The organism is Rhizobium sp. Leaf321 (assembly GCF_001423215.1).
GTDB classification, from domain to species: Bacteria; Pseudomonadota; Alphaproteobacteria; order Rhizobiales; family Rhizobiaceae; genus Neorhizobium; species Neorhizobium soli.
Genome location: NZ_LMOF01000006.1, coordinates 57,821 through 79,635, shown reverse-complemented (window position 1 = coordinate 79,635; position 21,815 = coordinate 57,821). Strand labels below are relative to the sequence as shown.

Annotated in this window: 19 protein-coding genes and 1 tRNA gene; 12 read left to right on the top strand and 8 right to left on the bottom strand. The window is 61.5% G+C overall.

The window, feature by feature from the left end; all coding sequences use genetic code 11:
• Positions 1-98: 98 nt before the first annotated feature.
• The 10 genes from rimP to ASF70_RS06705 all read left to right on the top strand — a co-directional run bounded on the left by rimP (position 99) and on the right by ASF70_RS06705 (position 12,960).
• Complete coding sequence (gene rimP, locus ASF70_RS06750) at positions 99-701, top strand: ribosome maturation factor RimP (protein ID WP_062578581.1); 603 nt, start codon at positions 99-101, stop codon at positions 699-701.
• A gap of 61 nt (positions 702-762) precedes the next feature.
• A complete protein-coding gene (nusA, locus tag ASF70_RS06745; protein WP_062578575.1) occupies positions 763-2,379 on the top strand; it encodes a transcription termination factor NusA in 1,617 nt (538 codons plus the stop codon).
• Complete coding sequence (locus tag ASF70_RS06740; protein WP_062578573.1) at positions 2,376-3,059, top strand: RNA-binding protein; 684 nt, start codon at positions 2,376-2,378, stop codon at positions 3,057-3,059. The genes nusA and ASF70_RS06740 overlap by 4 nt, the downstream gene beginning before the upstream one ends.
• Before the next feature lie 100 nt (positions 3,060-3,159).
• Positions 3,160-6,003, top strand: a complete 2,844-nt coding sequence (infB, locus tag ASF70_RS06735) for a translation initiation factor IF-2 (RefSeq protein ID WP_062578571.1) — start codon at positions 3,160-3,162, stop codon at positions 6,001-6,003.
• Positions 6,004-6,376: 373 nt separating this feature from the next.
• The gene (gene exbB / locus ASF70_RS06730) at positions 6,377-7,336 is read left to right on the top strand and encodes a tonB-system energizer ExbB (RefSeq protein WP_244474017.1); all 960 of its coding nucleotides are present in this window, start codon (positions 6,377-6,379) and stop codon (positions 7,334-7,336) included.
• A gap of 4 nt (positions 7,337-7,340) precedes the next feature.
• A complete protein-coding gene (gene exbD / locus ASF70_RS06725) occupies positions 7,341-7,847 on the top strand; it encodes a TonB system transport protein ExbD (protein WP_062578568.1) in 507 nt (168 codons plus the stop codon).
• The gene (locus ASF70_RS06720; RefSeq protein WP_062578566.1) at positions 7,844-8,755 is read left to right on the top strand and encodes an energy transducer TonB; all 912 of its coding nucleotides are present in this window, start codon (positions 7,844-7,846) and stop codon (positions 8,753-8,755) included. Before exbD ends, ASF70_RS06720 begins: the two co-directional genes overlap by 4 nt.
• Before the next feature lie 56 nt (positions 8,756-8,811).
• A complete protein-coding gene (locus ASF70_RS06715; RefSeq protein WP_062578564.1) occupies positions 8,812-9,804 on the top strand; it encodes an Ldh family oxidoreductase in 993 nt (330 codons plus the stop codon).
• Between the two features lie 456 nt (positions 9,805-10,260).
• Entirely contained in the window at positions 10,261-10,887 is a 627-nt protein-coding gene (locus ASF70_RS06710) for a ribonuclease D (protein ID WP_062578562.1), read from the top strand.
• Positions 10,888-11,064: 177 nt separating this feature from the next.
• Complete coding sequence (locus ASF70_RS06705; RefSeq protein ID WP_062578560.1) at positions 11,065-12,960, top strand: hypothetical protein; 1,896 nt, start codon at positions 11,065-11,067, stop codon at positions 12,958-12,960.
• Between the two features lie 95 nt (positions 12,961-13,055).
• On the opposite strand, the gene rpsA is transcribed toward ASF70_RS06705, so the two are convergent.
• From rpsA to aroA, 4 genes are all read right to left on the bottom strand, one after another.
• Positions 13,056-14,759, bottom strand: a complete 1,704-nt coding sequence (gene rpsA, locus ASF70_RS06700; RefSeq protein WP_062578558.1) for a 30S ribosomal protein S1 — start codon at positions 14,757-14,759, stop codon at positions 13,056-13,058.
• A 156-nt stretch (positions 14,760-14,915) separates the two neighbouring features.
• Entirely contained in the window at positions 14,916-15,569 is a 654-nt protein-coding gene (gene cmk / locus ASF70_RS06695; RefSeq protein ID WP_062578556.1) for a (d)CMP kinase, read from the bottom strand.
• Positions 15,566-16,207, bottom strand: coding sequence for an FMN-binding negative transcriptional regulator (locus tag ASF70_RS06690; protein WP_062578554.1), 642 nt, complete (start codon positions 16,205-16,207; stop codon positions 15,566-15,568). The genes cmk and ASF70_RS06690 overlap by 4 nt, the downstream gene beginning before the upstream one ends.
• 11 nt (positions 16,208-16,218) lie before the next feature.
• Entirely contained in the window at positions 16,219-17,586 is a 1,368-nt protein-coding gene (gene aroA, locus ASF70_RS06685) for a 3-phosphoshikimate 1-carboxyvinyltransferase (RefSeq protein ID WP_062578552.1), read from the bottom strand.
• Positions 17,587-17,799: 213 nt separating this feature from the next.
• Between aroA and ASF70_RS06680 the strand changes: the two genes are divergently transcribed.
• Positions 17,800-18,189: a TIGR02300 family protein gene (locus tag ASF70_RS06680; RefSeq protein WP_062454214.1), complete on the top strand. Its 390-nt coding sequence runs from the start codon at positions 17,800-17,802 to the stop codon at positions 18,187-18,189.
• A 154-nt stretch (positions 18,190-18,343) separates the two neighbouring features.
• Positions 18,344-18,419, top strand: a tRNA-Ala gene (locus ASF70_RS06675).
• A 46-nt stretch (positions 18,420-18,465) separates the two neighbouring features.
• Here ASF70_RS06675 and ASF70_RS06670 read toward each other — a convergent pair.
• From ASF70_RS06670 to ASF70_RS06655, 4 genes are all read right to left on the bottom strand, one after another.
• Positions 18,466-18,729, bottom strand: a complete 264-nt coding sequence (locus tag ASF70_RS06670; protein WP_139283902.1) for a hypothetical protein — start codon at positions 18,727-18,729, stop codon at positions 18,466-18,468.
• A gap of 100 nt (positions 18,730-18,829) precedes the next feature.
• Positions 18,830-19,831 (bottom strand): ABC transporter ATP-binding protein, encoded by a 1,002-nt coding sequence (locus ASF70_RS06665; protein WP_062578549.1) that lies wholly within the window; start codon positions 19,829-19,831, stop codon positions 18,830-18,832.
• A 74-nt stretch (positions 19,832-19,905) separates the two neighbouring features.
• Positions 19,906-20,970: a Gfo/Idh/MocA family oxidoreductase gene (locus tag ASF70_RS06660; protein WP_062578547.1), complete on the bottom strand. Its 1,065-nt coding sequence runs from the start codon at positions 20,968-20,970 to the stop codon at positions 19,906-19,908.
• On the bottom strand, positions 20,967-21,809 hold the full coding sequence (locus ASF70_RS06655) for a carbohydrate ABC transporter permease (RefSeq protein WP_062578546.1): 843 nt from the start codon (positions 21,807-21,809) through the stop codon (positions 20,967-20,969). Before ASF70_RS06655 ends, ASF70_RS06660 begins: the two co-directional genes overlap by 4 nt.
• Positions 21,810-21,815 lie beyond the last annotated feature (6 nt).

Below are 21,815 nucleotides of genomic sequence, written 5' to 3'. Positions count from 1 at the left end.
GAAGAGTGGGCCCTCCCGGACCCGCTCTTTTTTGTTAGGCGATCGCTTTTCTCCCCCTCGTCCGGAAACCGGACAGGGAGCACGAATTCGGAGGGCGCATGCCACAAACCGACAGCGAACCGCGCCTGATCGTCGAGACCGGGCTTGAACTCAGAGTGGCCGAGATCATCGAGCCCGTTCTGACATCCATGGACTTCCGCCTCGTGCGCGTCCGGATGCTCAATCAGAATGGCGCGACGCTGCAGATCATGGCCGAACGCAACGATGGCACGATGGATGTCGAGGGCTGTGAAGCCGTCTCGATGGCGATCTCGCCCGTTCTCGATGTGGAAGATCCGATCGATCGCGAGTATCATCTCGAAGTATCGTCGCCAGGCATCGATCGCCCGATGGTGCGCAAGTCCGATTTCGAGCGCTGGAACGGCCATATCGTGAAATGCGAGACGTCGATCCTGGTCGACAATCGCAAGCGTTTTCGCGGCAAGATCACCGACGTCACGTCCGAGGGCTTCACGATCGACCGCGATCAGGTCGCCGATGGCGAGACACAGCATTTGCTCATTCCGTTTACGGCGCTGTCCGAAGGAAAGCTTGTCCTCACCGACGAACTGATCCGCGACGCGTTGCGGGCTGACAAGGCGGCCAAGCAGCAGGCCGCCAATCAGAACGACGAAACCGACGAACACACTGACGAAGAATAACCGACAGCACGCCTTCCTTTGAGAAGGTCGCACATAGCTCGACTTACGGAGACCAACGACAATGGCAGTGAGCGCAAACCGGCTTGAACTTCTGCAGATCGCAGATGCAGTAGCCCGCGAAAAGGTCATCGACCGCGAAATCGTGCTGGCTGCGATGGCCGACGCCATCCAGAAGGCCGCCCGCTCGCGCTATGGTTCGGAAACCAACATCCGTGCCGACATCAATTCCAAGACCGGCGAGATCCGTCTCCAGCGTCTGCTGGAAGTGGTCGATGTCGCCGAGGATTACGGCACGCAGATCCCGCTGACGCTGGCGCTCGATCGCAACGTTGACGCCAAGATCGGCGACTTCATCGCCGATCCGCTGCCGCCGATGGATTTCGGTCGTATCGCTGCCCAGTCTGCCAAGCAGGTTATCGTCCAGAAGGTGCGCGAAGCGGAACGCGACCGTCAGTTCGACGAGTTCAAGGACCGCGTCGGCGAAATCGTCAATGGCACCGTCAAGCGCGTCGAATATGGCAACGTCATCGTCGACCTCGGTCGTGGCGAAGGCATCATTCGCCGTGACGAGATGATCCCGCGCGAAAACATGCGCTACGGTGACCGCGTTCGCGCCTATGTCTACGACGTGCGCCGCGAACAGCGTGGCCCGCAGATTTTCCTGTCGCGTACCCATCCGCAGTTCATGGTGAAGCTGTTCACCATGGAAGTGCCTGAAATCTACGACGGCATCATCCAGATCAAGTCCGTTGCCCGCGATCCGGGCTCGCGCGCCAAGATCGCTGTCGTTTCCAACGACTCGTCGATCGATCCGGTCGGCGCCTGCGTCGGTATGCGCGGTTCGCGCGTTCAGGCCGTCGTCGGCGAGCTGCAGGGCGAAAAGATCGACATCATTCCGTGGAGCCAGGATCCGGCATCGTTCATCGTCAACGCGCTGCAGCCGGCTGAAGTCTCCAAGGTTGTTCTCGACGAGGACAGCGAGCGGATCGAAGTCGTGGTTCCGGACGAGCAGCTGTCGCTGGCGATCGGTCGTCGTGGCCAGAACGTGCGCCTTGCATCGCAGCTGACCGGCTGGGATATCGACATCATGACGGAAGCCGAGGAATCGGAGCGCCGCCAGAAGGAATTCAACGAGCGCACCAACCTGTTCATGGACGCGCTCGATGTCGACGAGATGGTTGGCCAGGTGCTGGCTTCAGAAGGCTTTGCCGCCGTTGAAGAACTTGCCTATGTCGAGCTCGATGAGATCTCCTCCATCGACGGTTTCGACGAAGATACGGCGACCGAGATCCAGACCCGCGCCCGCGAATATCTCGAGCGGATCGAGTCTGAAAACGATGCAAAGCGCGTCGCACTCGGTGTTGCCGACGAACTGAAGCAGATCGAAGGCCTGACCGGTCAGATGCTGGTCGCGCTTGGCGAAGACGGCATCAAGACGATCGAGGATTTTGCCGGCTGCGCGGCTGACGACCTTGTCGGCTGGAGCGAGCGCAAGGACGGCGAGACCAAGAAGTTCGAAGGTCTGTTTTCGAAGTTCGAGGTTTCGCGCACCGAAGCTGAAAACATGGTGGTGCAGGCCCGCCTGCTGGCTGGCTGGATCACCGAAGCGGATCTTGCCACCGAAGAAGCACCAGAGGCCGAAGACGCCGAGGAGGCGCCTGCCGCCGAGCGGGAATGATCCCGATTGGCAATGAACCAGACGACGATGCAGACGACGAGCTTATCGTGAATGACCGTACCTGCATCGTCACCCGTGAAGCCGGATCACCGGAAACGCTGATCCGCTTCGTGGCCGGGCCTGATGGCCAGGTTGTTCCCGATCTCAAGCGTCGCCTTCCGGGGCGGGGCTGCTGGGTAAAGGCCGAACGGGCGTTGATCGACCGGGCGGTCCAGAAGAAATCCTTCGCCCGCGCGTTGAAGACGGACGCTAAGGCGGATGCCGATCTGGGGGCGACGGTTGACAGACTGCTCGCGGCCGATCTGATCGGCATGATGAACATGGCCCGCAAGGCAAGCCAGTTTATTTCGGGCGCGACGAAGGTCGATGCCGCAGTTCGCTCCGGCGGCGCGATTGCCGTCTTTCATGCCTCAGACGCTGCGGCAGACGGTATCCGGAAGATCGATCAGGCCCGCAAGGCCTTCAAATTCGGCTCGAATGCCGAGGAAGAAATTCCATCCTTTTTGCTCTTCACGGGGGCCGAACTGGACGAAGTGATGGGCCAGAATGCTTTTATCCATGCCTGCGCGCTTGCGGGACAGGCGGGTGAAGGTGTAGTGAAACGCGCAAACCTACTTGAACAGTACCGCAAGGGCGGTCTGTCCCAGACAAAAGGTGTCGCTGACATGCCGAAACAATGACGCGGTTACCGGTTTTTGCCGGACGCACATCGATATGTACGAATTGAACGACAGGCACTGATGGCTTCCATCTGTTCCTGTCCGAAGGAACAGGAACGGAATGACTGATAACAACGACGACAAGACACTGGGCGTGAAGAAGACCCTTACCCTGAAACCATCGGGTGTGACCCAGGGTACTGTGCGCCAGGACATGGGTCGCGGCCGGACCAAGGCGGTCGTCGTCGAGACGGTCAAGCGCCGTCCGACCCGTCCGCTCGACGAAAAGCCAATTACACCGATCGCAGCACCGGCCCCTCGGCCAGTCGAGGCAGCCGCTCCTGTAGCGCCACGCCCGCAGCCGGCAACCCCTGCAGCGCCGGCACCAGCCGCCCCTGTGGCCGCCGCCGCACCTGCAACCCCCGCCCCTGCTGCACCCGTCAGCCAGCCTAGCCCGCCGCAGCCGCGCGTCCAGCAGCCTTCATCGCAGGGATACCGCCCCGGTTCTTCGCAGGGCCAGCGCCCTTCGTCATCGCAGGGTCAGCGTCCCTCGTCGCATCAGGGCCAGCGTCCGCAGCAGCCGTCACAGCCGCAGCGCCAGCCGCAGCGTTCGGGTGGTGCTGTCCTGCACGACCTGTCCGCAAGCGAGATGGATGCACGCCGTCGCGCACTCGTCGAAGCCCAGGCGCGCGATGTGGTCGAAGCCAAGCAGCGCGTCGAGGATGATGCGCGCCGTAAGGTAGAAGACGAGCGCCGCAAGGTCGAAGAAGCAGCCGAGGCAGCACGTCTGGCCGAAGAAGCCAAGGCACGCGCTGCCGAGGAAGCTCTGCGTCCGGCACCGGTTGCGCCAGCGCCAGCCGCTGCAGATCGCAACGCCAATACCCAGGACAACCGTAACTCGGCTCGCCCGACGCCGGGAGCCGCACCTGTTGCCGCCCCCGTCATCGGACGTGGTCGCCGCAACGACGAGGAAGAGGATCGCGCACCTGCCCGGACCATTCCAGGTCGCGGCCGCGTTGCAGCGCCCGTTCCTGCCAAGCCACCGACACGCCCGAAGGTCGAAGAAGGCCGTCGCCAAGGCAAGCTGACAATCACTGCTGCCAGCACCGATGATGACGGCACCGGCCGCGGTCGTTCGATGGCTGCCATGCGCCGCCGGCAGGAAAAGTTCCGCCGCAGCCAAATGCAGGAAACCCGCGAAAAGGTTATGCGCGAGGTGATCCTGCCTGAGACCATCACCATTCAGGAACTGTCGCAGCGCATGTCTGAACGCGCCGTCGACGTTATCAAGTACCTGATGAAGGAAGGCCAGATGATGAAGGCCGGCGACGTCATCGACGCCGATCTCGCTGAAATCATTGCCGGTGAATTCGGCCATACGGTCAAGCGCGTTTCGGAATCGGACGTTGAAGAAGGTATCTTCAACCAGATGGACGACGCCGGCGAAATGGTGTCGCGTCCTCCGGTCGTGACGATCATGGGTCACGTCGACCATGGCAAGACCTCGCTTCTCGACGCGATCCGCCAGGCCAACGTAGTTTCGGGTGAAGCCGGTGGCATCACCCAGCATATCGGTGCCTATCAGGTCGAACAGAACGGCCAGAAGATCACCTTCATCGATACCCCCGGTCACGCCGCCTTTACGGCCATGCGTGCCCGTGGTGCGCAGGCGACTGACATCGCGATCCTCGTGGTTGCAGCCGACGACAGCGTGATGCCGCAGACGATCGAATCCATCAGCCACGCAAAGGCTGCCGGCGTTCCGATCATCGTGGCGATCAACAAGATCGACAAGCACGAAGCCAACCCGGACAAGGTGCGCCAGCAGCTGCTGCAGCACGAAGTGTTCGTTGAATCGCTGGGCGGTGAAGTTCTCGACGTCGAAGTTTCGGCCAAGAACAAGACCAATCTCGACAAGCTGCTCGAGGCTGTTCTGCTGCAGGCCGAAATTCTCGACCTGAAGGCAGATCCGGTCCGTACGGCCGAAGGCATCGTCATCGAAGCCCAGCTCGACCGTGGCCGCGGTGCGGTTGCAACCGTGCTCGTCCAGAAGGGCACGCTGAAGCCTGGCCAGATCATCGTTGCCGGCGATCAGTGGGGCCGCGTCCGCGCGCTCGTGACCGACAAGGGTGTTCACGTCAAGGAAGCCGGCCCGGCCATGCCGGTCGAAGTGCTCGGTCTTTCCAGCACGCCTGCTGCCGGCGACAAGTTTGCCGTCGTTGAAAACGAGAGCCGTGCTCGCGAGATTTCCGAATATCGCCAGCGGCTTGCCCGCGACAAGGCGGTTGCTCGCCAGTCCGGTCAGCGCGGTTCGCTCGAACAGATGATGAGCAAGCTGCAGAATACCGGCTACAAGGAATTCCCGCTGCTCATCAAGGGCGACGTTCAGGGTTCTGTCGAAGCCATCATCGGCGCTCTCGACAAGCTTGGCACCGACGAAGTCCGCGCCCGCATCGTCCATTCGGGCGCAGGTGCTATCACCGAGTCGGATCTGGCGCTTGCCGAATCCTCCGAAGCAGCGATCATCGGCTTCAACGTCCGTGCCAACGCACAGGCGCGCATAGCGGCCGATCGTGCCGGCACCGAGATCCGCTACTACAACATCATCTACGATCTGGTGGATGACGTGAAGGCAGCAATGTCCGGTCTGCTTTCGCCAGAACGTCGCGAGACCTTCCTTGGCAATGCCGAAATCCTCGAGGTGTTCAACATCACGAAGACCGGCAAGGTTGCAGGTTGCCGCGTCGTCGAAGGCAAGGTCGAGCGTGGTGCAGGTGTTCGCCTGCTGCGCGACAACGTTGTCATTCACGAAGGCAAGCTCAAGACGCTCAAGCGCTTCAAGGACGAAGTTGGCGAAGTGCCGATGGGTCAGGAATGCGGTATGGCGTTCGAAAACTACGAAGATATCCGCGCAGGCGACACGATCGAGTGCTTCCGCGTGGAGCACATCACGCGCACGCTGTAAGTTTAGCGCTGCCGAAACCATCAACCGCCGAAGAGAAATCTCCGGCGGTTTTTTCGTTTGTGCGGAGCTTTGGGAGACAGGCTGCGGCTGGCAGCAGGGCCATGCGGACCAAATCATGACGAAGCAGTCAAATATAAGCGATACTCTCCCGATTATAGTTGCCAACCACACTCATGTTTATTATCGCATAGCGGCAAGCCGCCGCCCTCAGTTTTCGGACCGGCTGAATGATATCGAGCCGTTGGGCCACCTGAGCCTTCCGGCGACCAGTCGGAGTATCGCTGCCATGTCCGTTGTCCCGAAGTCTCACCTCTACAGGAAGCAGTTGCGCGTTGCCGGGCCCGGTCCCCTCGTGACAACGATTGCTGCCTTGATGCTGATGACGACAAATGCGGTCGCGCAGGTCGAGGCGCCTGCACCGGAAGCGCCTGGTCCGGCACAACAGACGGCGCCGGCCCTTGCTCCTCCAAGCGCTGCTCCTACGACACAGCAGACCCCGCCACCCGTTCAAGACGCAACCCCGGCAGAACCTGCTGCTCCCTCCGTGACGCCAATCGAGCAGGCTCCGGCTGCAACGGGTGTATCTTCCCCCGAAGCGCGCGCCGATATTCCTCACAATCTTTCGCCCTGGGGCATGTTCATGGCGGCCGACTGGGTGGTGAAGGCCGTGATGATCGGCCTTGCCATTGCCTCGCTTCTCACATGGACGATCTGGATCGCAAAGACGCTTGAGCTGATGGGCGCCCGTACCCGCGCCAGGCGCGTCCTCAAGATCATCCAGGGCGCGCATACGCTGCCGGAAGCGCTTGAGACGACAGGCAGCCGCGGCGGGCCTGCGGCCCTGATGCTGCGCGCGGCGACCGAAGAGGTGGAGCTTTCCGAAGCTGCTCTCGACTACGCCCATACCGATGGTGTCAAGGAGCGCGTATCTTCGGTCCTGTCGCGCATCGAAGCCTATTCCGGACGGCGCATGGCCCGCGGCACGGGCATTCTTGCCTCGATCGGTTCGGTCGGTCCGTTTGTCGGCCTGTTCGGCACGGTCTGGGGCATCATGAATTCCTTCATCGGCATTTCGCAGTCCAACACGACCAACCTTGCGGTCGTGGCACCCGGCATCGCCGAAGCGCTGCTTGCGACCGCCCTTGGTCTGGTCGCCGCAATTCCTGCTGTCATCATCTACAACGCCTTCGCCCGCTCGGTCACCGGCTACCGCCAGCTGCTGGCCGACGCTGCTTCCGGTGTCGAACGACTGGTCAGCCGCGATCTCGATTTCCGCAAGGTGCCGCCAGGCGGACGCCGGCCTGCGTCAATGTCTCTGGTCGCGGGGGAATAATTCCATGGCAGGCGGCATTCGCGAACATCACGGCGATGAACTTCCCGAAAATCACGAGATCAACGTGACGCCGTTTATCGACGTCATGCTGGTGCTCCTGATCATTTTCATGGTGGCCGCGCCGCTGTCGACGGTCGACGTCAATGTCGATCTTCCCGCCTCCAGCGCAAAGCCCGCAGAACGACCGGACGAGCCTCTCTACGTGACGGTCAAGGACGACCTGTCGCTCAATATCGGCAACGATCAGGTCGCGCGCGAACAGTTTGCCGCAAATCTCGACCGTCAGACCGAAGGCAACAAGGATACGCGGATCTTCCTGCGGGCCGACAAGGCCGTCGATTACGGGCAGTTCATGGAAGTGATGAACCTGCTGCGCGATTCCGGCTACCTGAAGATTGCGCTGGTCGGGTTGGAGGCCGCGTCGGGTGCCCAACAGGCGCCAGCGTCTACACCCGCCGCACCAGCAGCGCCTGCACCAGCCGCTTCGCCGGCCACCGGAGGCGCTCCATGAGCCTTGCCATGCAGCGCAGAGGATATGCGAGCAGGATCGGCGAGATCGCGCTGTGGGGATCTGCCGCTATCCTTGTGCTCACGGTCCACATTGCCGCCGCAGCGCTTCTGATGAGGCAAGAGCCGGAGGAACTTGCCGACAACGGTCCGCAGGCCGCCATCATGATCGAGCTTGCGCCGGAGCCGGAGGCGGCGATCCCGGACGAAGAGCAGATCGCTACCGACACCGAAGACCGGCAACTGGTCGAGACCCAGCAGACCGAGCCGGTCGAAGAGGTCGAACCCGTCGAGGAGCCGCCACCGGTCGAACCGCCACCGGAAGTGGCTGAGGAGACACCCGAACCGCCGCCGGAACCCGTGATCGAGACGCCGCTGCCGGAGGAAACGCCCCCGCCGCCGGAGATCGTCGAAACGCCGCCGCCCGAGCCTGTCGATCCGATCGAGCAGAAGGTCACCGCAGCGTTGGAGAACGTGGAAGTCCCGCTGCCGGTCACTCGTCCACCACCACCGAAGCCGGTCCAGAAGGTAGAAAAGCCACGGCGTCAGCCGCAGGCGCAGAAGGAAAAGGCGCAGGCAAAGGTTCAGGCAAAGCCGTCGGAGCGCACGGCCGCTGCGCAGACCTCGAGCGGATCGGTGGCCTCGACGATGTCACCGTCCACCTGGATGACCCGCGTGCGCACGAAGATCGCCCGTAATGCCCGCCGCTGCCCGTCAAACCAGAAGGGGATCGTGACGATCAGCTTCAATTTCGATAGCGCTGGCAATATCGGGCGCGTGTCCGTTGCCAGATCGTCTGGAGATACGCGTATAGACGACTACGTCGTCTCAGCCGTTCGACGCGCATCACCTGTTCCGATCGCACCGGCAGGTGTTGCAAGCCTCATCACTCAGTCGGTAGAGTGCAAGTAGCCGTGCTTTCGGGTTCGGTTGCCCTCCTTAACACTCGCTCCCGGAACAGCTTGTCCATGCAGATTACCCTTGAAGAAGCCGAAACGCTGGTGAGCGGCGTTTTCGAAGCCAACGGCGTGCTTGATAGCACCGCACGCTCGGTTGCCCGCGCCCTGGTGCAGGCGGAAGCCGCCGGCCAGTCCGGTCACGGGCTTCGCCGCATCCCGGCCTATGTCAAACAGGTGCGGACCGGCAAGGTGGATGGCACTGCTCGGCCTAAGGCGAGCAGGCCAAGGCCCGCAGTTCTTGCAATCGACGCGGACTTTAGCTTTGCCTATCCGGCGCTCGATCTCGCTGTCTTGGAACTTCCAGCGATTGCGCGCGAACAGGGCATCGCCTTTGCCGCCATCAACCGTTCGCACCATGCAGGCGTCATGGCGTTGACCGTGGAGCGCTTTGCCGAGCAGGGGCTGGTTGCGATGATGTTTGCCAACGCGCCCGCCTCCATGGCCCCCTGGGGTGGCAAGGTGCCGCTGTTCGGCACCAATCCGATCGCTTTTGCGGCGCCTATTGCCGGTGACGAGCCGCTGGTCATCGATCTAGCACTCTCCAAGGTTGCCCGCGGCAAGGTGATGGAAGCGACCCAGAAGGGCACCAGTATTCCCGACGACTGGGCGTTCGACACCGACGGCAATCCGACAACCGACGCATTTGCCGCGATCAAGGGAACGATGGCGCCATCCGGGGGCGCCAAGGGGGCAGCGCTTGCACTCATGGTCGAAGTGATGGCGGCCGGCATCGGCGGTGCGCATTACTCCTACCAGGCCAGCTCGCTGTTTGACGAGACCGGATCTCCGCCGGCGCTTGGCCAGTCGCTGATCGTCATCGATCCGGATGCCACGACGGGTGGCGGCGCGGCAGAACGCTTTGCGGCATTGGCGAGCGAAATGGCAAAGCAGGACGGTGTCCGCCTGCCCGGCCGGCGAGGCCGCGGTCTTCGCGCCGAAAGCATCCAGCACGGTCTCAAGATCGACGACGACGTGATGAAGGCGATAGAAGCTCTGGGCTGACCTGCAGATCCACCTTTATGCCGGACAAGCCAGTGCAGCGATGCGCTGGCTTTTTCTTATTGCGCAGCAAGGCGTTCTGCGGAGGCAGAGCCGGTCATAGAGGATTTTAAGGGATACAAAACGAGAAAAGCCTGGCGCGGGAGGAGGATGCGCCAGGCTTTAAACTTGATCAACAACTGGGAGGAGGAGGGTGTTGTTGATCCGTATCGAACGACACTGGGAGGAGGAGGTGCGTCGTTCGATGACCAAACTTCTAGCCATATCTTCCCGGTGCGCCAAGAGGCTCTGCTGCAATGCAGCAATGCGTTTGCTGCATTGCTGGGCAATTGCTCACGCGTTCGTGTTTCGTCGTCGCCAAGCGATAGCCATAGTCCGGGATAAGACGATGCGGCCGCGTGCTTCCACCGGAGCTTTCCTCTAGGTTATCCCGCATAGAGCCTGACAGCGGAGACACGCATGAAGACGTCGATACGGTACCATCAGGGGGACATCCCGGCCTCCGACGCGTCGCGCTACACAGGCGCGATCGCAATCGATACAGAAACGCTTGGCCTCGTCCCGCGCCGCGACAGGCTTTGTGTCGTGCAGCTCTCACCAGGCGACGGAACCGCGGACGTCATCCGGATCGCAGCCGGGCAGAAGCAAGCTCCCAATCTCGTCGCACTGCTTGCCGATCCCGCCCGGCAGAAGATCTTCCACTACGGACGGTTCGATATCGCAGTTCTGTTTCACACGTTCGGGGTTACGACCACGCCTGTCTTCTGCACCAAGGTCGCATCGCGGCTTGTGCGGACCTATACGGATCGACATGGCCTCAAGGACAATCTGAGAGAGTTGCTCGACGTCGACATCTCCAAGGCGCAGCAGCAGACCGACTGGGCGGCCGAAACCCTGTCGCAGGCCCAACTGGAATATGCGGCGTCCGACGTGCTTCACCTTCATGCGCTGCGCGACAAGCTGACCGAACGCCTGCTCCGCGATGAGCGTATCGAACACGCCACGGCTTGTTTCGAGTTCCTGCCGACCCGTGCAAAGCTCGATCTGCTCGGATGGGGCGAGACCGACATTTTTGCGCACAGCTGACCATCGGCCCGTGAAAACCAGTGATTAGCGATGATTTAACCATAGCGCGCTTAAAATTGCTGATCGGCAAATCGTGCGCCATGAGATGGCGGCACAGTTTCGGCGTGCTCCTTGCGCGTGCGGTCGTGTGCGGCCGAGTTGTCCCCTCCCTTCACACGCGAGAGATGGAAGCACGCCATGCTGACCCCCGTCGGTGCTACGCAAAGCATGCAGGCCGACCCACTCTCTTCGGCACGTCCGATTGCGGCAACGCGTTCCATCGCTGCATCCGCAGAAGGTGATCCCGCAATCTCCTCCAGAGGCGGAATGCTTACGGGGGACCGCCTGAACCTACTCTCGCTGTCTGGACAGTTGCAGCTCGCCTACGGGTCGTCCATCTTCGCGGAAACGATCGGCCAAATCCTGCAGATACCACGAAACGACGGCGAGACGCTGGCAGACTACGCGGAGCGCCTGACTGTCACCGTGCAGTCCATGAATGCGGACGACATTGCAGCGCTCGAGAAAACGCTAAGCCAGCTGGTGAAGGGCATGTCCGTGTCGCTGCTGGCTGAAATTCTCAAGAACCCGGCAGGTCTCGATGCAGCACGGCTGATCCTGTCGCTCGAAGCAGCGCTGGTAGCGGATAGCGATCAGGCGGAGAATGCAGCGGTCAGCTCGTATCGACAGAATGAAATCGCCAGCCTTCCAAAAGACGGTGCGACACCCTCTCCTGCGACGCGGCCCGGCCCCCCGCCGGCAGTTGCCCAGACTGGCCCCTCCTTGCCCGGCCCATCATCGCCCGCGCCCTCAGCGCTCCAGCCCTCGACGCCCAGCCCCGCATCGCCGGTAGTGCCTCTGCCAGCTTCTGCTCCGGACACAGCAAGTACAGAGACCCCCAGGCCATCCCCCGGTGCTTTGCCTGATATCGGAGCAAAATCGCAGTCGGTGACGTCACCCGCCACCAGCGCAACGCCGCCCGCCACCGGTGCAGCGGCACCAGCTATCGCTCCGTTCTCGCCACCCACGAGCGGGTCAGCCGCCGCGGCTCCTGACACTAAGGTTCCCGGTAAGGAGCTTCAAAGACCCCAACTGCTGCCGCCCCTCGTTGACTTGCAGGAAGAGCCGACCCGCGAGGCGATCCTTGCGCGGCCGATGCCGGTCCGATCAGAAGGTCCCGCGACGGCAACCTCCGACCTGCAAACCAAACCCGCCACGCCGTCTCCCGCCGTCCCAAACGCGGTTCCGATCAAGCCGGACGCGAGCCCGGCGCCTGCGCAAGCCGCACCGATCTTGGCTGCAGATGCGAAGCCGGTGCCGCAAGTCTTGCCAGGAGCCCTGCCGCGGACCGCCGTGCCGGGCATCGCGACCGTGACGAATACCGGGGCTCTGGTCGCAGCGGTTATCGACGCCTTCGACAACGAATTGAAGATCCCGCAGTTTGGAGACGCCACGACGGCGCCAAAACCCGCTGTGGAATGGCCCAGCAATCTCGCGCAACTCGTGTCTGCGATCGCACCAAGCGCGCTTCAGGCGGCGCTGCTCGCGACAGGAGCTCCGGTCGAGAATTCGACAGCGGCACTTTTCAAGAACCTGTTTGGCGGAGGGGGCAGTGGAACGGTGGCACATGCCGGCAGACAGGGACAACCTGCCCCGGCTGCTCCGGACATAGACGCGGTGCATACGGCCGGGATAACGCATGCCGAGGACGATCTGCTACGCATCGCAAACGAACGTCACGCCACCACCGCAAAAACCAGCGGCCCCCCGGAGGCCGTGCCAGACCCTGACATCCAGCCGATGCCGGTGCCGCTCCCGCTTGTCCAGCGCGAGGCGATAGGCTTGCACTTTGTCCCCTACCCCATGGCTGAAGATGAGCCAAAGCGCGAAAACCGCAAGACGCAGCCGGTGACGGCAGTCGACGAGGATGGCGAAGCCGACCACAGCCAGGACCAGGCGTTCGATCACCCTGATGACGGCAACGAGCCGACTGACGACGACAACCCGGGCGACGGCGAAGCCGCGTCCTCGGAGGCCAGCAACGACGATCGTCGTCCGAACGACCTCTACTGGCGCATGGCTGGATGGACCTGAGCAGCCGCTCAATACGCGGCCGAGATAAATAGCGGGCACGAAAAAAGCCGCCGGATCTTTCGATCCGGCGGCTTTCGCATTTCAAGCTACAACGATTACTCGCCGCCGCGGTTCTTCAGAGCCGCGCCGAGGATGTCGCCGAGCGAAGCGCCTGAGTCGGACGAACCGAACTGTGCAACTGCTTCCTTTTCTTCAGCGATCTCGAGAGCCTTGATCGACAGCATGACCTTGCGATCCTTCTTGGAGAAGTTCGTGACGCGGGCGTCAAAAACCTGACCAACCGAGAAACGCTCCGGACGCTGATCGTCGCGATCGCGTGCCAGGTCGTTGCGGCGGATGAAGGACGTGATGTCTTCGTGAGCAACAAGCTTCACTTCAACACCACCGTCGTTGACGGCGATGACTTCGCACGAAACGACAGCGTTCTTGCGCAGTTCGCCGGATGTTGCGGCTTCGCCGACAGCATCCTTGCCAAGCTGCTTGATGCCGAGCGAGATACGCTCCTTCTCGACGTCCACATCCAGAACGACAGCCTTGACGACGTCGCCCTTGTTGAACTCCTCGATGACCTGTTCGCCTGGACGGTTCCAGTCGAGGTCGGAGAGGTGAACCATGCCGTCAACGTCGCCGTCGAGGCCGATGAACAGGCCGAATTCGGTCTTGTTCTTGACTTCGCCTTCGACTTCAGTGCCGGCCGGATGGCTGAACGCAAATGCCTGCCATGGGTTCTCGAGGGTCTGCTTGAGACCGAGCGAGATGCGGCGCTTCGACGGATCGACTTCGAGAACGACAACGTCGACGTCCTGCGTGGTCGAAAGGATCTTGCCGGGATGTACGTTCTTCTTGGTCCAGGACATTTCCGAGATGTGGATCAGGCCTTCGATGCCTGGCTCCAGCTCGACGAATGCGCCGTAGTCCGTGATGTTCGTGACGGTACCGGAGATCTTCTTGCCAACCGGGTACTTGGCAGCAATGCCATCCCACGGATCCGACTCGAGCTGCTTCATGCCGAGCGAGATGCGGTGGGTTTCCTGGTTGATGCGGATGATCTGAACCTTGACCTGCTGGCCAATGGACAGGATTTCCGACGGATGGTTGACGCGGCGCCATGCCATGTCGGTCACGTGCAGCAGGCCATCGATGCCGCCGAGGTCAACGAACGCACCGTAATCGGTGATGTTCTTGACGACGCCGTCAACAACCTGACCTTCTTCAAGGTTCTGAACGATTTCCGAGCGCTGTTCTGCACGGGACTCTTCGAGAACCGTACGACGCGAAACAACGATGTTGCCGCGACGCTTGTCCATCTTGAGGATTTCGAAGGGCTGCGGGTTGTGCATCAGCGGGGTCACGTCGCGGATCGGACGAATGTCGACCTGGCTGCGCGGAAGGAAGGCAACAGCGCCGTCGAGATCGACCGTGAAGCCGCCCTTGACCTGGTTGAAGATAACGCCTTCAACGCGTTCGCCAGCTTCGAACTTGACTTCGAGCTTGACCCAGCTCTCTTCGCGGCGAGCCTTCTCGCGCGACAGAACTGCTTCGCCAAGCGCGTTTTCGATGCGCTCGACATAGACTTCGACTTCGTCGCCGACCTTCAGCGAACCGTCTTTGCCCTTGACGCCGAATTCCTTCAGCGCGATGCGACCTTCGACCTTGAGGCCGACGTCAACAACGGCCATGTCCTTTTCGATCGCCGTTACCAGACCTTTGGTAACGTAGCCTTCGGCCAGATCATTGGTTGCGAAGGATTCTTCGAGAAGGGCTGCGAAGTCCTCCCGCGACGGGTTAGTTACTGCCATGAAATCTCCTGGTCGTGTCCAGTCAAGGACACATTGCGCCGTGGGTTCGTGTTGATCACACCCGAAATCCAAGCCCGCCTCGTCATGTTCAGAGGCAATCCGGCGCAAGGACTAAGATATCGGGCTCGAATGCGCCGCCGGTTATCCGGTCGGTCATCATCCTTTCAGGGCGGCGTCGATAATCGCCTTCGCGGCCTGAAACGCGGCCTCTATACCCATTTCTGACGTATCAAGCAAGTGCGCGTCTTTCGCAGGCTTCAAAGGGCTGTCGGCACGCCCCATGTCGCGCTCGTCGCGCTTTCGCACATCGGCAAAAATCTCGTCGAAATCTGCGGCATCGCCGCGGCCAACGATCTCGTCGTAACGGCGTCTGGCGCGCACTTCAGGCGATGCGGTGACATATAGTTTCACGGGTGCATCGGGGCAGACGACGGTGCCGATATCGCGCCCGTCGAGCACCGTTCCGGGCTTGCGCTTCGAAAACGCCTGCTGCGCTTCCACCAGCGCCCGGCGCACGGCGGGCATGACGGCGATCTTCGAGGCCGCTTCGCCAATCGCATGGGCCGAGAGGATTTCGCGGTCGAGGCCTGCAAGTTCAACGTCTCGCGCCATCGTCTCGGCAACGGCCTCGTCGTTGAGGGGCAGACCCCGGTCGAGTAGCGCCTTGGCCGCTGCGCGGTAGGTGAGGCCCGTATCGAGATGCTGGAAGCCGTAGGTTTCGGCGATCTGGCGCGACAGGGTTCCCTTGCCGGCTGCCGCAGGGCCATCGATTGCGATCACCAGAGGCGTAGTGTTATCTGCAGAATTCATGTCAGGCGGGAGGCTCCGTAGCGGCGGACAAGTTCAGCCATTTGGTCCTGTCCGGGCATGTTATCAAGTCCGGAGGCAACGCCTTCGCGATCTCCGACCGGGCGGTTCTGACTGACCTTCCACTTTCCTTCGATCTCCGAGATCTCGATCTCGACACCGACGATACCCTTCAACTGGGCGGAAATGAAATCGTCTGGTGCATCGTTGACGGACCAGGGCATCGGCCGGCTGTTTTCATGCTGGCTGGTGATCGCCTCGATCTGGGCAAGCAGCCAGCCGGCGTCTTCGACGATGCGGGCCGGGCCGCGGGCCTGAACGATGGCATAGTTCCAGGTGGGCACGACCTTACCCGTCTCCTGCTTGGTCTGGTACCAGGACGGTGTGACGTAGCTATCGGCGCCCTGAAACACAGCAAGGACACTCGCGCCGTCGCGGATGTCTTTCCACTGGCTGTTCGCCCGGGCAAGATGCAGCCGCAGCACGCCTTTATCAGAGGCTTCTCCATCGAGGTGAAACGGCACCGGGTTGGCCAGCAGACCGGCATTTCCCGATGTGATCAGCATGCCCAGCGGATAGGCGCGGATCAGCGCATGCTGGGTGCCGAGATCGTCTTCGCGGAAATGCGGCGGTTGGTACATTGGCGTGCGCCTCAGATCTTTCCGTCGGTCTGGTTCTCGATCTGCGCGCCGAGACCGGTCATCAGATCCATGAATTCTGGAAAGCTGGTGGCGATGATCGAGGCGTCGTCGACAGTGACTTCGTGTTCCGATGCGAGACCGAGAACGAGGAAGCTCATGGCGATGCGGTGATCGAGATAGGTGACGACGGCAGCGCCGGACGGATTGCCGTAGCCCTTGCCGCCTGGACGGCCGCGCACCACCAGCGTTTCCTTGCCTTCATCGCAATCGACGCCGTTCAGCTTCAGACCTTCAGCGACGGCCGAGAGACGGTCGGACTCCTTGACGCGCAGTTCCTCGAGACCGAGCATCGTCGTCGTTCCCTCCGCAAAGGCTGCGGCGACCGCGAGGACGGGATATTCGTCGATCATCGATGGTGCACGATCGGCGGGAACAGTGACGCCCTTGAGGTCGGAGCCGCGGACGCGCAGGTCGGCCACATCCTCGCCACCGGCGCTGCGGGCATTCATCACCTCGATATCCGCGCCCATTTCCTGCAGCGTCAGAATAAGACCGGTGCGGGTGGGGTTCATCAGGACGTTCATGATGGTCACGTCCGAACCCGGCACCAGGATGGCGGCCACAAGCGGGAACGCGGTCGAGGACGGATCGCCGGGCACGTCGATCACCTGCCCCTTGAGAGCGCCGCGACCTTCCAGCCGGATCGTGCGAACGCCGTCGGCATCCGTCTCGACGGTCAGATCGGCGCCGAAACCCTGCAGCATCTTTTCGGTATGGTCGCGGGTCATCACCGGTTCGATCACCGTGGTGACACCAGGCGTGTTGAGGCCGGCAAGCAGCACCGCGGACTTGACCTGCGCCGAGGCCATGGGCACGCGGTAGACGATGGGGTTGGGCGTGCGCGGACCACGCAGCGTGACGGGCAGCCTGTCGCCGGCCATCGACGTCACCTGGACGCCCATCTCGCGCAATGGATCGAGCACCCGGCCCATCGGCCGCTTGGACAGCGAGGCATCGCCGATAAAGGTGGACTCGAAATCGTAGACGCCGACCAGACCCATCGTCAGGCGGCAGCCGGTGCCGGCATTGCCGAAATCGAGAGGCGCCTGCGGTGCCAGCAGCGCGCCGTTGCCGGTGCCCTGGATGATCCACTCAGCGCCGACCTTGTCGATCTTCGCGCCCATGGCACGCATCGCCTTGCCGGTGTTGATGACGTCTTCGCCTTCCAGGAGGCCGGTGATCCGCGTCTCTCCGGCAGCCAGGCCTCCGAACATGAAGGAACGATGCGAGATGGACTTGTCGCCCGGGATGCGGACGGTCCCGGTGAGGTTTGTCGATCTTCTCGACTTTGCCGGTTTGAGGGCAATCCCATGCGACATGATCGGTCCTTGCTCGTATGCCTTTGATTTCCGCCGTCGTTATCACAAAGCAAAAGGCGGGTCATTAGCCTGCCTGCCAAGGAATTCAGGAAAAGTTAGTCTTTGACATGGAGCCCGCCAGGCCTTATGGGGACCGGCTTAGATTTTTCACCCATTGATTGCCGCTTTATGCGGCTTCGCCGACCTGTTCGGCCATCTCATGAGGCTTTGATAGTGGCTAAAGCGGAACTCGGAACCAAGCGCACCGACCCGGATACCGGCAAGAAGTTTTACGATCTGAACCGCGATCCCGTCGTTTCCCCCTATAGCGGCAAGTCCTGGCCGTTGTCGTTCTTCGCCGAAAACAGCGCCGCTGCAAAGCTGGAGCAGGCGGAAGAAGAAGATGTCGAGGAAGTCGACGTCGAGAACCCAACTGTCGAGCCCGTCGCAACCGACGACGCCGACGATGCGGCAACCGGCGACGACATCCCGGATCTGGGCGACGACGATGATGTCGATATCGGCGACGATGACGACAACACCTTCCTCGAAGCCGACGAAGACGATGAAGACGACGACGTAACCGGCATTGTCGGCGTTGGCGGCGACGACGACGAGAATTGATCTTTCGACCTAAAGCCCGGTAATTTGAAGAAAAATTGCCGGGCTTTGAAAAACAGGCTTGCACTCTCCGAAAACCGGACGTAATAAGCCGCCACTCCGGTCAGCATCGCTGCTTCGGAGTTCCCAAGGACCGGAACACCCGGACCACCCTGATGGGGCTATAGCTCAGCTGGGAGAGCGCTTGCATGGCATGCAAGAGGTCAGCGGTTCGATCCCGCTTAGCTCCACCAAACCTTTCTCGCAATAAACCGACTGCTGAATAGAGGCCGACAAAGCTTAATTCGCGAAGTACGCGGCTGTGCTGTGTGCAGCTTTGGTCTGATGGATCCGGGTGCGGCGGGCGGCGAGTTTGCGGGTTTTGTGGGCCGCGTGCCGGAAGCGCTTCTTGGTGCGCTCGACTTCGCGCAGATAGCCGAGATCTGAGGCCAGAACCTCGTCCTGGTACTGCTGGCGGCGAGCATCCGCGATCTGGCGAACCACCAGGGCGCCGGTCCCTGCGAGAGTGGCGACCGCTGCAATCATAATTAAAATTACCGTCATTGCCGTTTCCTCCATCCCCATAACGCGGAAGGAGCGCAAAGGTTCGCTTTCCCGCATTGGAGGTAGTGGAACACGAAACTGGTTACAGCCGATTTAAAGGTTAACCGATCGCCTGATCGTTTTCGTCGAACCGGTGCAGCGAGGCCTTGTCCGGTGTGGCAAAGACGATGTCGTCTGGACCATAGCGATGCTCGCCGAACAGACGGACCGTGATGAGGCCCGCCGTCTCGGTTTCGAGATAGAGGATGGTATCGGCGCCGAGGTGCTCGGCATGGACTACCTTGGCCTTCCAGTCGCCGCTTTCTCGCGACAGGGCGATATGCTCCGGCCGGATGCCGATGGTCTTGATGCCGCTTTCGGAAAGCGTTTCGCCCGGGATGAAGTTCATCTGCGGCGAGCCGATGAAACCGGCGACGAAGACGTTGGCCGGCTTGTTGTAAAGCTCCATTGGAGACCCGACCTGCTCGATCGCGCCGGCGCTGAGGACGACGATCTTGTCGGCAAGCGTCATCGCCTCAACCTGGTCGTGGGTGACGTAGATCATCGTCGCCTTCAGGCGCCGGTGCAGGCGGGCGATCTCGAGCCGCGTCTGGACGCGCAGCGCCGCATCGAGGTTGGAAAGCGGCTCGTCGAACAGGAAGAGTTTCGGTTCCCGCACGATGGCACGACCGATCGCCACGCGCTGGCGCTGACCACCCGAGAGCTCTGCCGGGCGTCGGGCGAGATAGGGATCGAGCGATAGGAGCGACGAGGCATTCGACACCCGCGTCTCGATCTCGGCCTTGTCCGTTCCGGCCTGCTTCAGACCTAGGCCCATATTGTCCTTCACCGTCAGATGCGGGTAGAGCGCATAGGACTGGAAGACCATGGCGATGCCGCGCTTGGCGGGCGGGGTCGTTGCCATTTCCTGGTCGTCGATCCGGATCGAGCCGGATGACGCATCCTCAAGGCCTGCAATGACCCGCAGCAGCGTGGACTTGCCGCAGCCGGATGGACCCACGAAGATGACGAACTCGCCATCCTTAACCTCGAGGTCGATGCCCTTCAGCACTTCATGATCGCCGAAGGCCTTTCGGATGGATTTCAGTTGCAGCGAACCCACGAGCGTATTCCCACTTCTGTCGTTTGGTGCAATCGCGGACGTTTGTCCGCCCGGCTGTCTTGCTTGCGTTGCTTTCAGAGATAGATTGGCTTGCCGGTCCTTGCGCTTTCATCCGCCGCAAGGCAGATGCGCAGCGACTGGACCGCATCATCCATGTGCCTGGTCAGATCGATATCCTCGCGGATCGCCTTCAGCATATAGGCCTGCTCAAAATCGCAAAGCTCCTGATGGCCGGGCTCGCCCGCCATCGTCATATCCTCGTCGGGCCTGATGAACCTGCCGTCCGGGCCCGTCTCGGCGCTGTGAAGGCGGATGACGGAGGTTTTGGTATGCGTGTCGATATCGTCGGACTTGGCATTGGGGTCCATTACGATGGAGACCGAGCCTTTCGGCGACATCACGTCCTTCACGAAGAACGCAGTTTCGGAGATCATCGGCCCCCAGCCCGCCTCGTACCAGCCGACCGACTTGTCATCGAAGATCACCTGAAGGTGGCCGTAATTATACATGTCGGGCGCAATTTCATCGGAAAGGCGCAGACCCATGCCGCGCACTTCCACCGGCTTGGCATCGGTGATCTGGCACATGACATCGACATAATGAACGCCGCAATCAACGATCGGCGGCGTCGTCTGCATCAGCGCCTTGTGGACATCCCAGGTGGGGCCTGACGATTGCTGGTTGAGGTTCATGCGGAACACATAGGGCGGGCCGAGCTTGCGGGCTTCGGCAATCAGGCGGATCCAGGACGGATGGTGGCGCAGGATATAGCCGATCACCAGTTTCTTGCCCGCGGCCTTGGCGGCGGAAACGACGCGCTCGGCATCGGCAACCGTGGTTGCCAGCGGCTTTTCGACAAACACGTCGCAGCCGGCTTGGAAGGCTGCGACCGCATAGTCCGCATGGCTGTCGGAATAGGTGCAGATGGCGCAGAGGTCTGGCTTCAACTCGGCAAGGGCAGTCAGGAAATCGGCATGGATCTCGTAGCCGGCAAGGGCCGGATCGAGCGTCGGCTTCGAGCGGTTGACGAGACCGACGATCTCGAAGCCCGGGTTGTTGTGATAGGCCAGCGCATGGCTGCGGCCCATATTGCCGAGGCCTGCGACGAGAACGCGGATCGGCTTTTCGGTTGAACTCACTTGACGGCTCCAGACGTGATGCCGCGGATCAGTTGCCGCGAGAAGATGACGTAAAGGACGAGGATCGGCAGGATGGCGAGCGACAGGGCTGCCAGCACCGCGTTCCAGTTGGTGACGAACTGGCCGATGAAGATCTGCGATCCGAGCGTTACCGTCTTGGTGGCCTCAGACGGTGCAAGGATCAGCGGGAACCACAGGTCGTTCCAGATCGGGATCATGGTGAAGACGGCAACCGTTGCCATGGCCGGCCTGATCAGCGGCAGGACCAGGCGGAAGAAGATCGCATATTCCGAAAGACCATCGATGCGGCCGGCATTCTTTAGGTCATCGGAGACCGAGCGCATGAATTCGGACAGGATGAAGATCGCAAGCGGTATCCCTTGCGCCGTGTAGACGAGGATCAACGCGGTGAGCGTGTTGACGAGGCCCGACGCGACCATGCCCTGCAGGATCGCGACCGTGCCGAGCCGGATGGGGATCATGATGCCGATCGCCATGTAGAGGCCGAGCAGCGTGTTGCCGCGGAAGCGATACTCTGACAGCGCAAAGGCGGCCATCGCGCCGAACAACAGCACGAGCGCGATCGAGACGACCGTGACGATCATGCTGTTCTGGAAATAGCCGATGAAATCCGCCTGTCCGAGAACCGTCTGGTAGCCGATCAGGCTGAAGCTCGACGGTGTGGGAACCTGCATCGGATTGCGGAAGATCGAATTGCGATCCTTGAACGAGTTGATGATGGTGAGAAAGACCGGAAACAGCGCAATCAGCGTGTAGGCGATCAAAGCCAGATGCACGAGGCTTGAGCGGATCGGTGAAGAGCGTGCCTTGTTGGACATGTCTGG

Bases quoted from the DNA above. Each gene is read 5' to 3' on its own strand.
- aroA (WP_062578552.1), bottom strand. From the start codon at position 17,586: ATGTCGCATGGGATTGCCCTCAAACCGGCAAAGTCGAGAAGATCGACA.
- exbB (WP_244474017.1), top strand. From the start codon at position 6,377: ATGCTGATGACGACAAATGCGGTCGCGCAGGTCGAGGCGCCTGCACCG.
- ASF70_RS06740 (WP_062578573.1), top strand. From the start codon at position 2,376: ATGATCCCGATTGGCAATGAACCAGACGACGATGCAGACGACGAGCTT.
- rpsA (WP_062578558.1), bottom strand. From the start codon at position 14,759: ATGGCAGTAACTAACCCGTCGCGGGAGGACTTCGCAGCCCTTCTCGAA.
- exbD (WP_062578568.1), top strand. From the start codon at position 7,341: ATGGCAGGCGGCATTCGCGAACATCACGGCGATGAACTTCCCGAAAAT.
- ASF70_RS06670 (WP_139283902.1), bottom strand. From the start codon at position 18,729: ATGACGGTAATTTTAATTATGATTGCAGCGGTCGCCACTCTCGCAGGG.
- ASF70_RS06705 (WP_062578560.1), top strand. From the start codon at position 11,065: ATGCTGACCCCCGTCGGTGCTACGCAAAGCATGCAGGCCGACCCACTC.
- ASF70_RS06710 (WP_062578562.1), top strand. From the start codon at position 10,261: ATGAAGACGTCGATACGGTACCATCAGGGGGACATCCCGGCCTCCGAC.
- ASF70_RS06655 (WP_062578546.1), bottom strand. From the start codon at position 21,809: ATGTCCAACAAGGCACGCTCTTCACCGATCCGCTCAAGCCTCGTGCAT.
- rimP (WP_062578581.1), top strand. From the start codon at position 99: ATGCCACAAACCGACAGCGAACCGCGCCTGATCGTCGAGACCGGGCTT.
- ASF70_RS06715 (WP_062578564.1), top strand. From the start codon at position 8,812: ATGCAGATTACCCTTGAAGAAGCCGAAACGCTGGTGAGCGGCGTTTTC.
- ASF70_RS06690 (WP_062578554.1), bottom strand. From the start codon at position 16,207: ATGTACCAACCGCCGCATTTCCGCGAAGACGATCTCGGCACCCAGCAT.
- nusA (WP_062578575.1), top strand. From the start codon at position 763: ATGGCAGTGAGCGCAAACCGGCTTGAACTTCTGCAGATCGCAGATGCA.
- ASF70_RS06720 (WP_062578566.1), top strand. From the start codon at position 7,844: ATGAGCCTTGCCATGCAGCGCAGAGGATATGCGAGCAGGATCGGCGAG.
- infB (WP_062578571.1), top strand. From the start codon at position 3,160: ATGACTGATAACAACGACGACAAGACACTGGGCGTGAAGAAGACCCTT.
- cmk (WP_062578556.1), bottom strand. From the start codon at position 15,569: ATGAATTCTGCAGATAACACTACGCCTCTGGTGATCGCAATCGATGGC.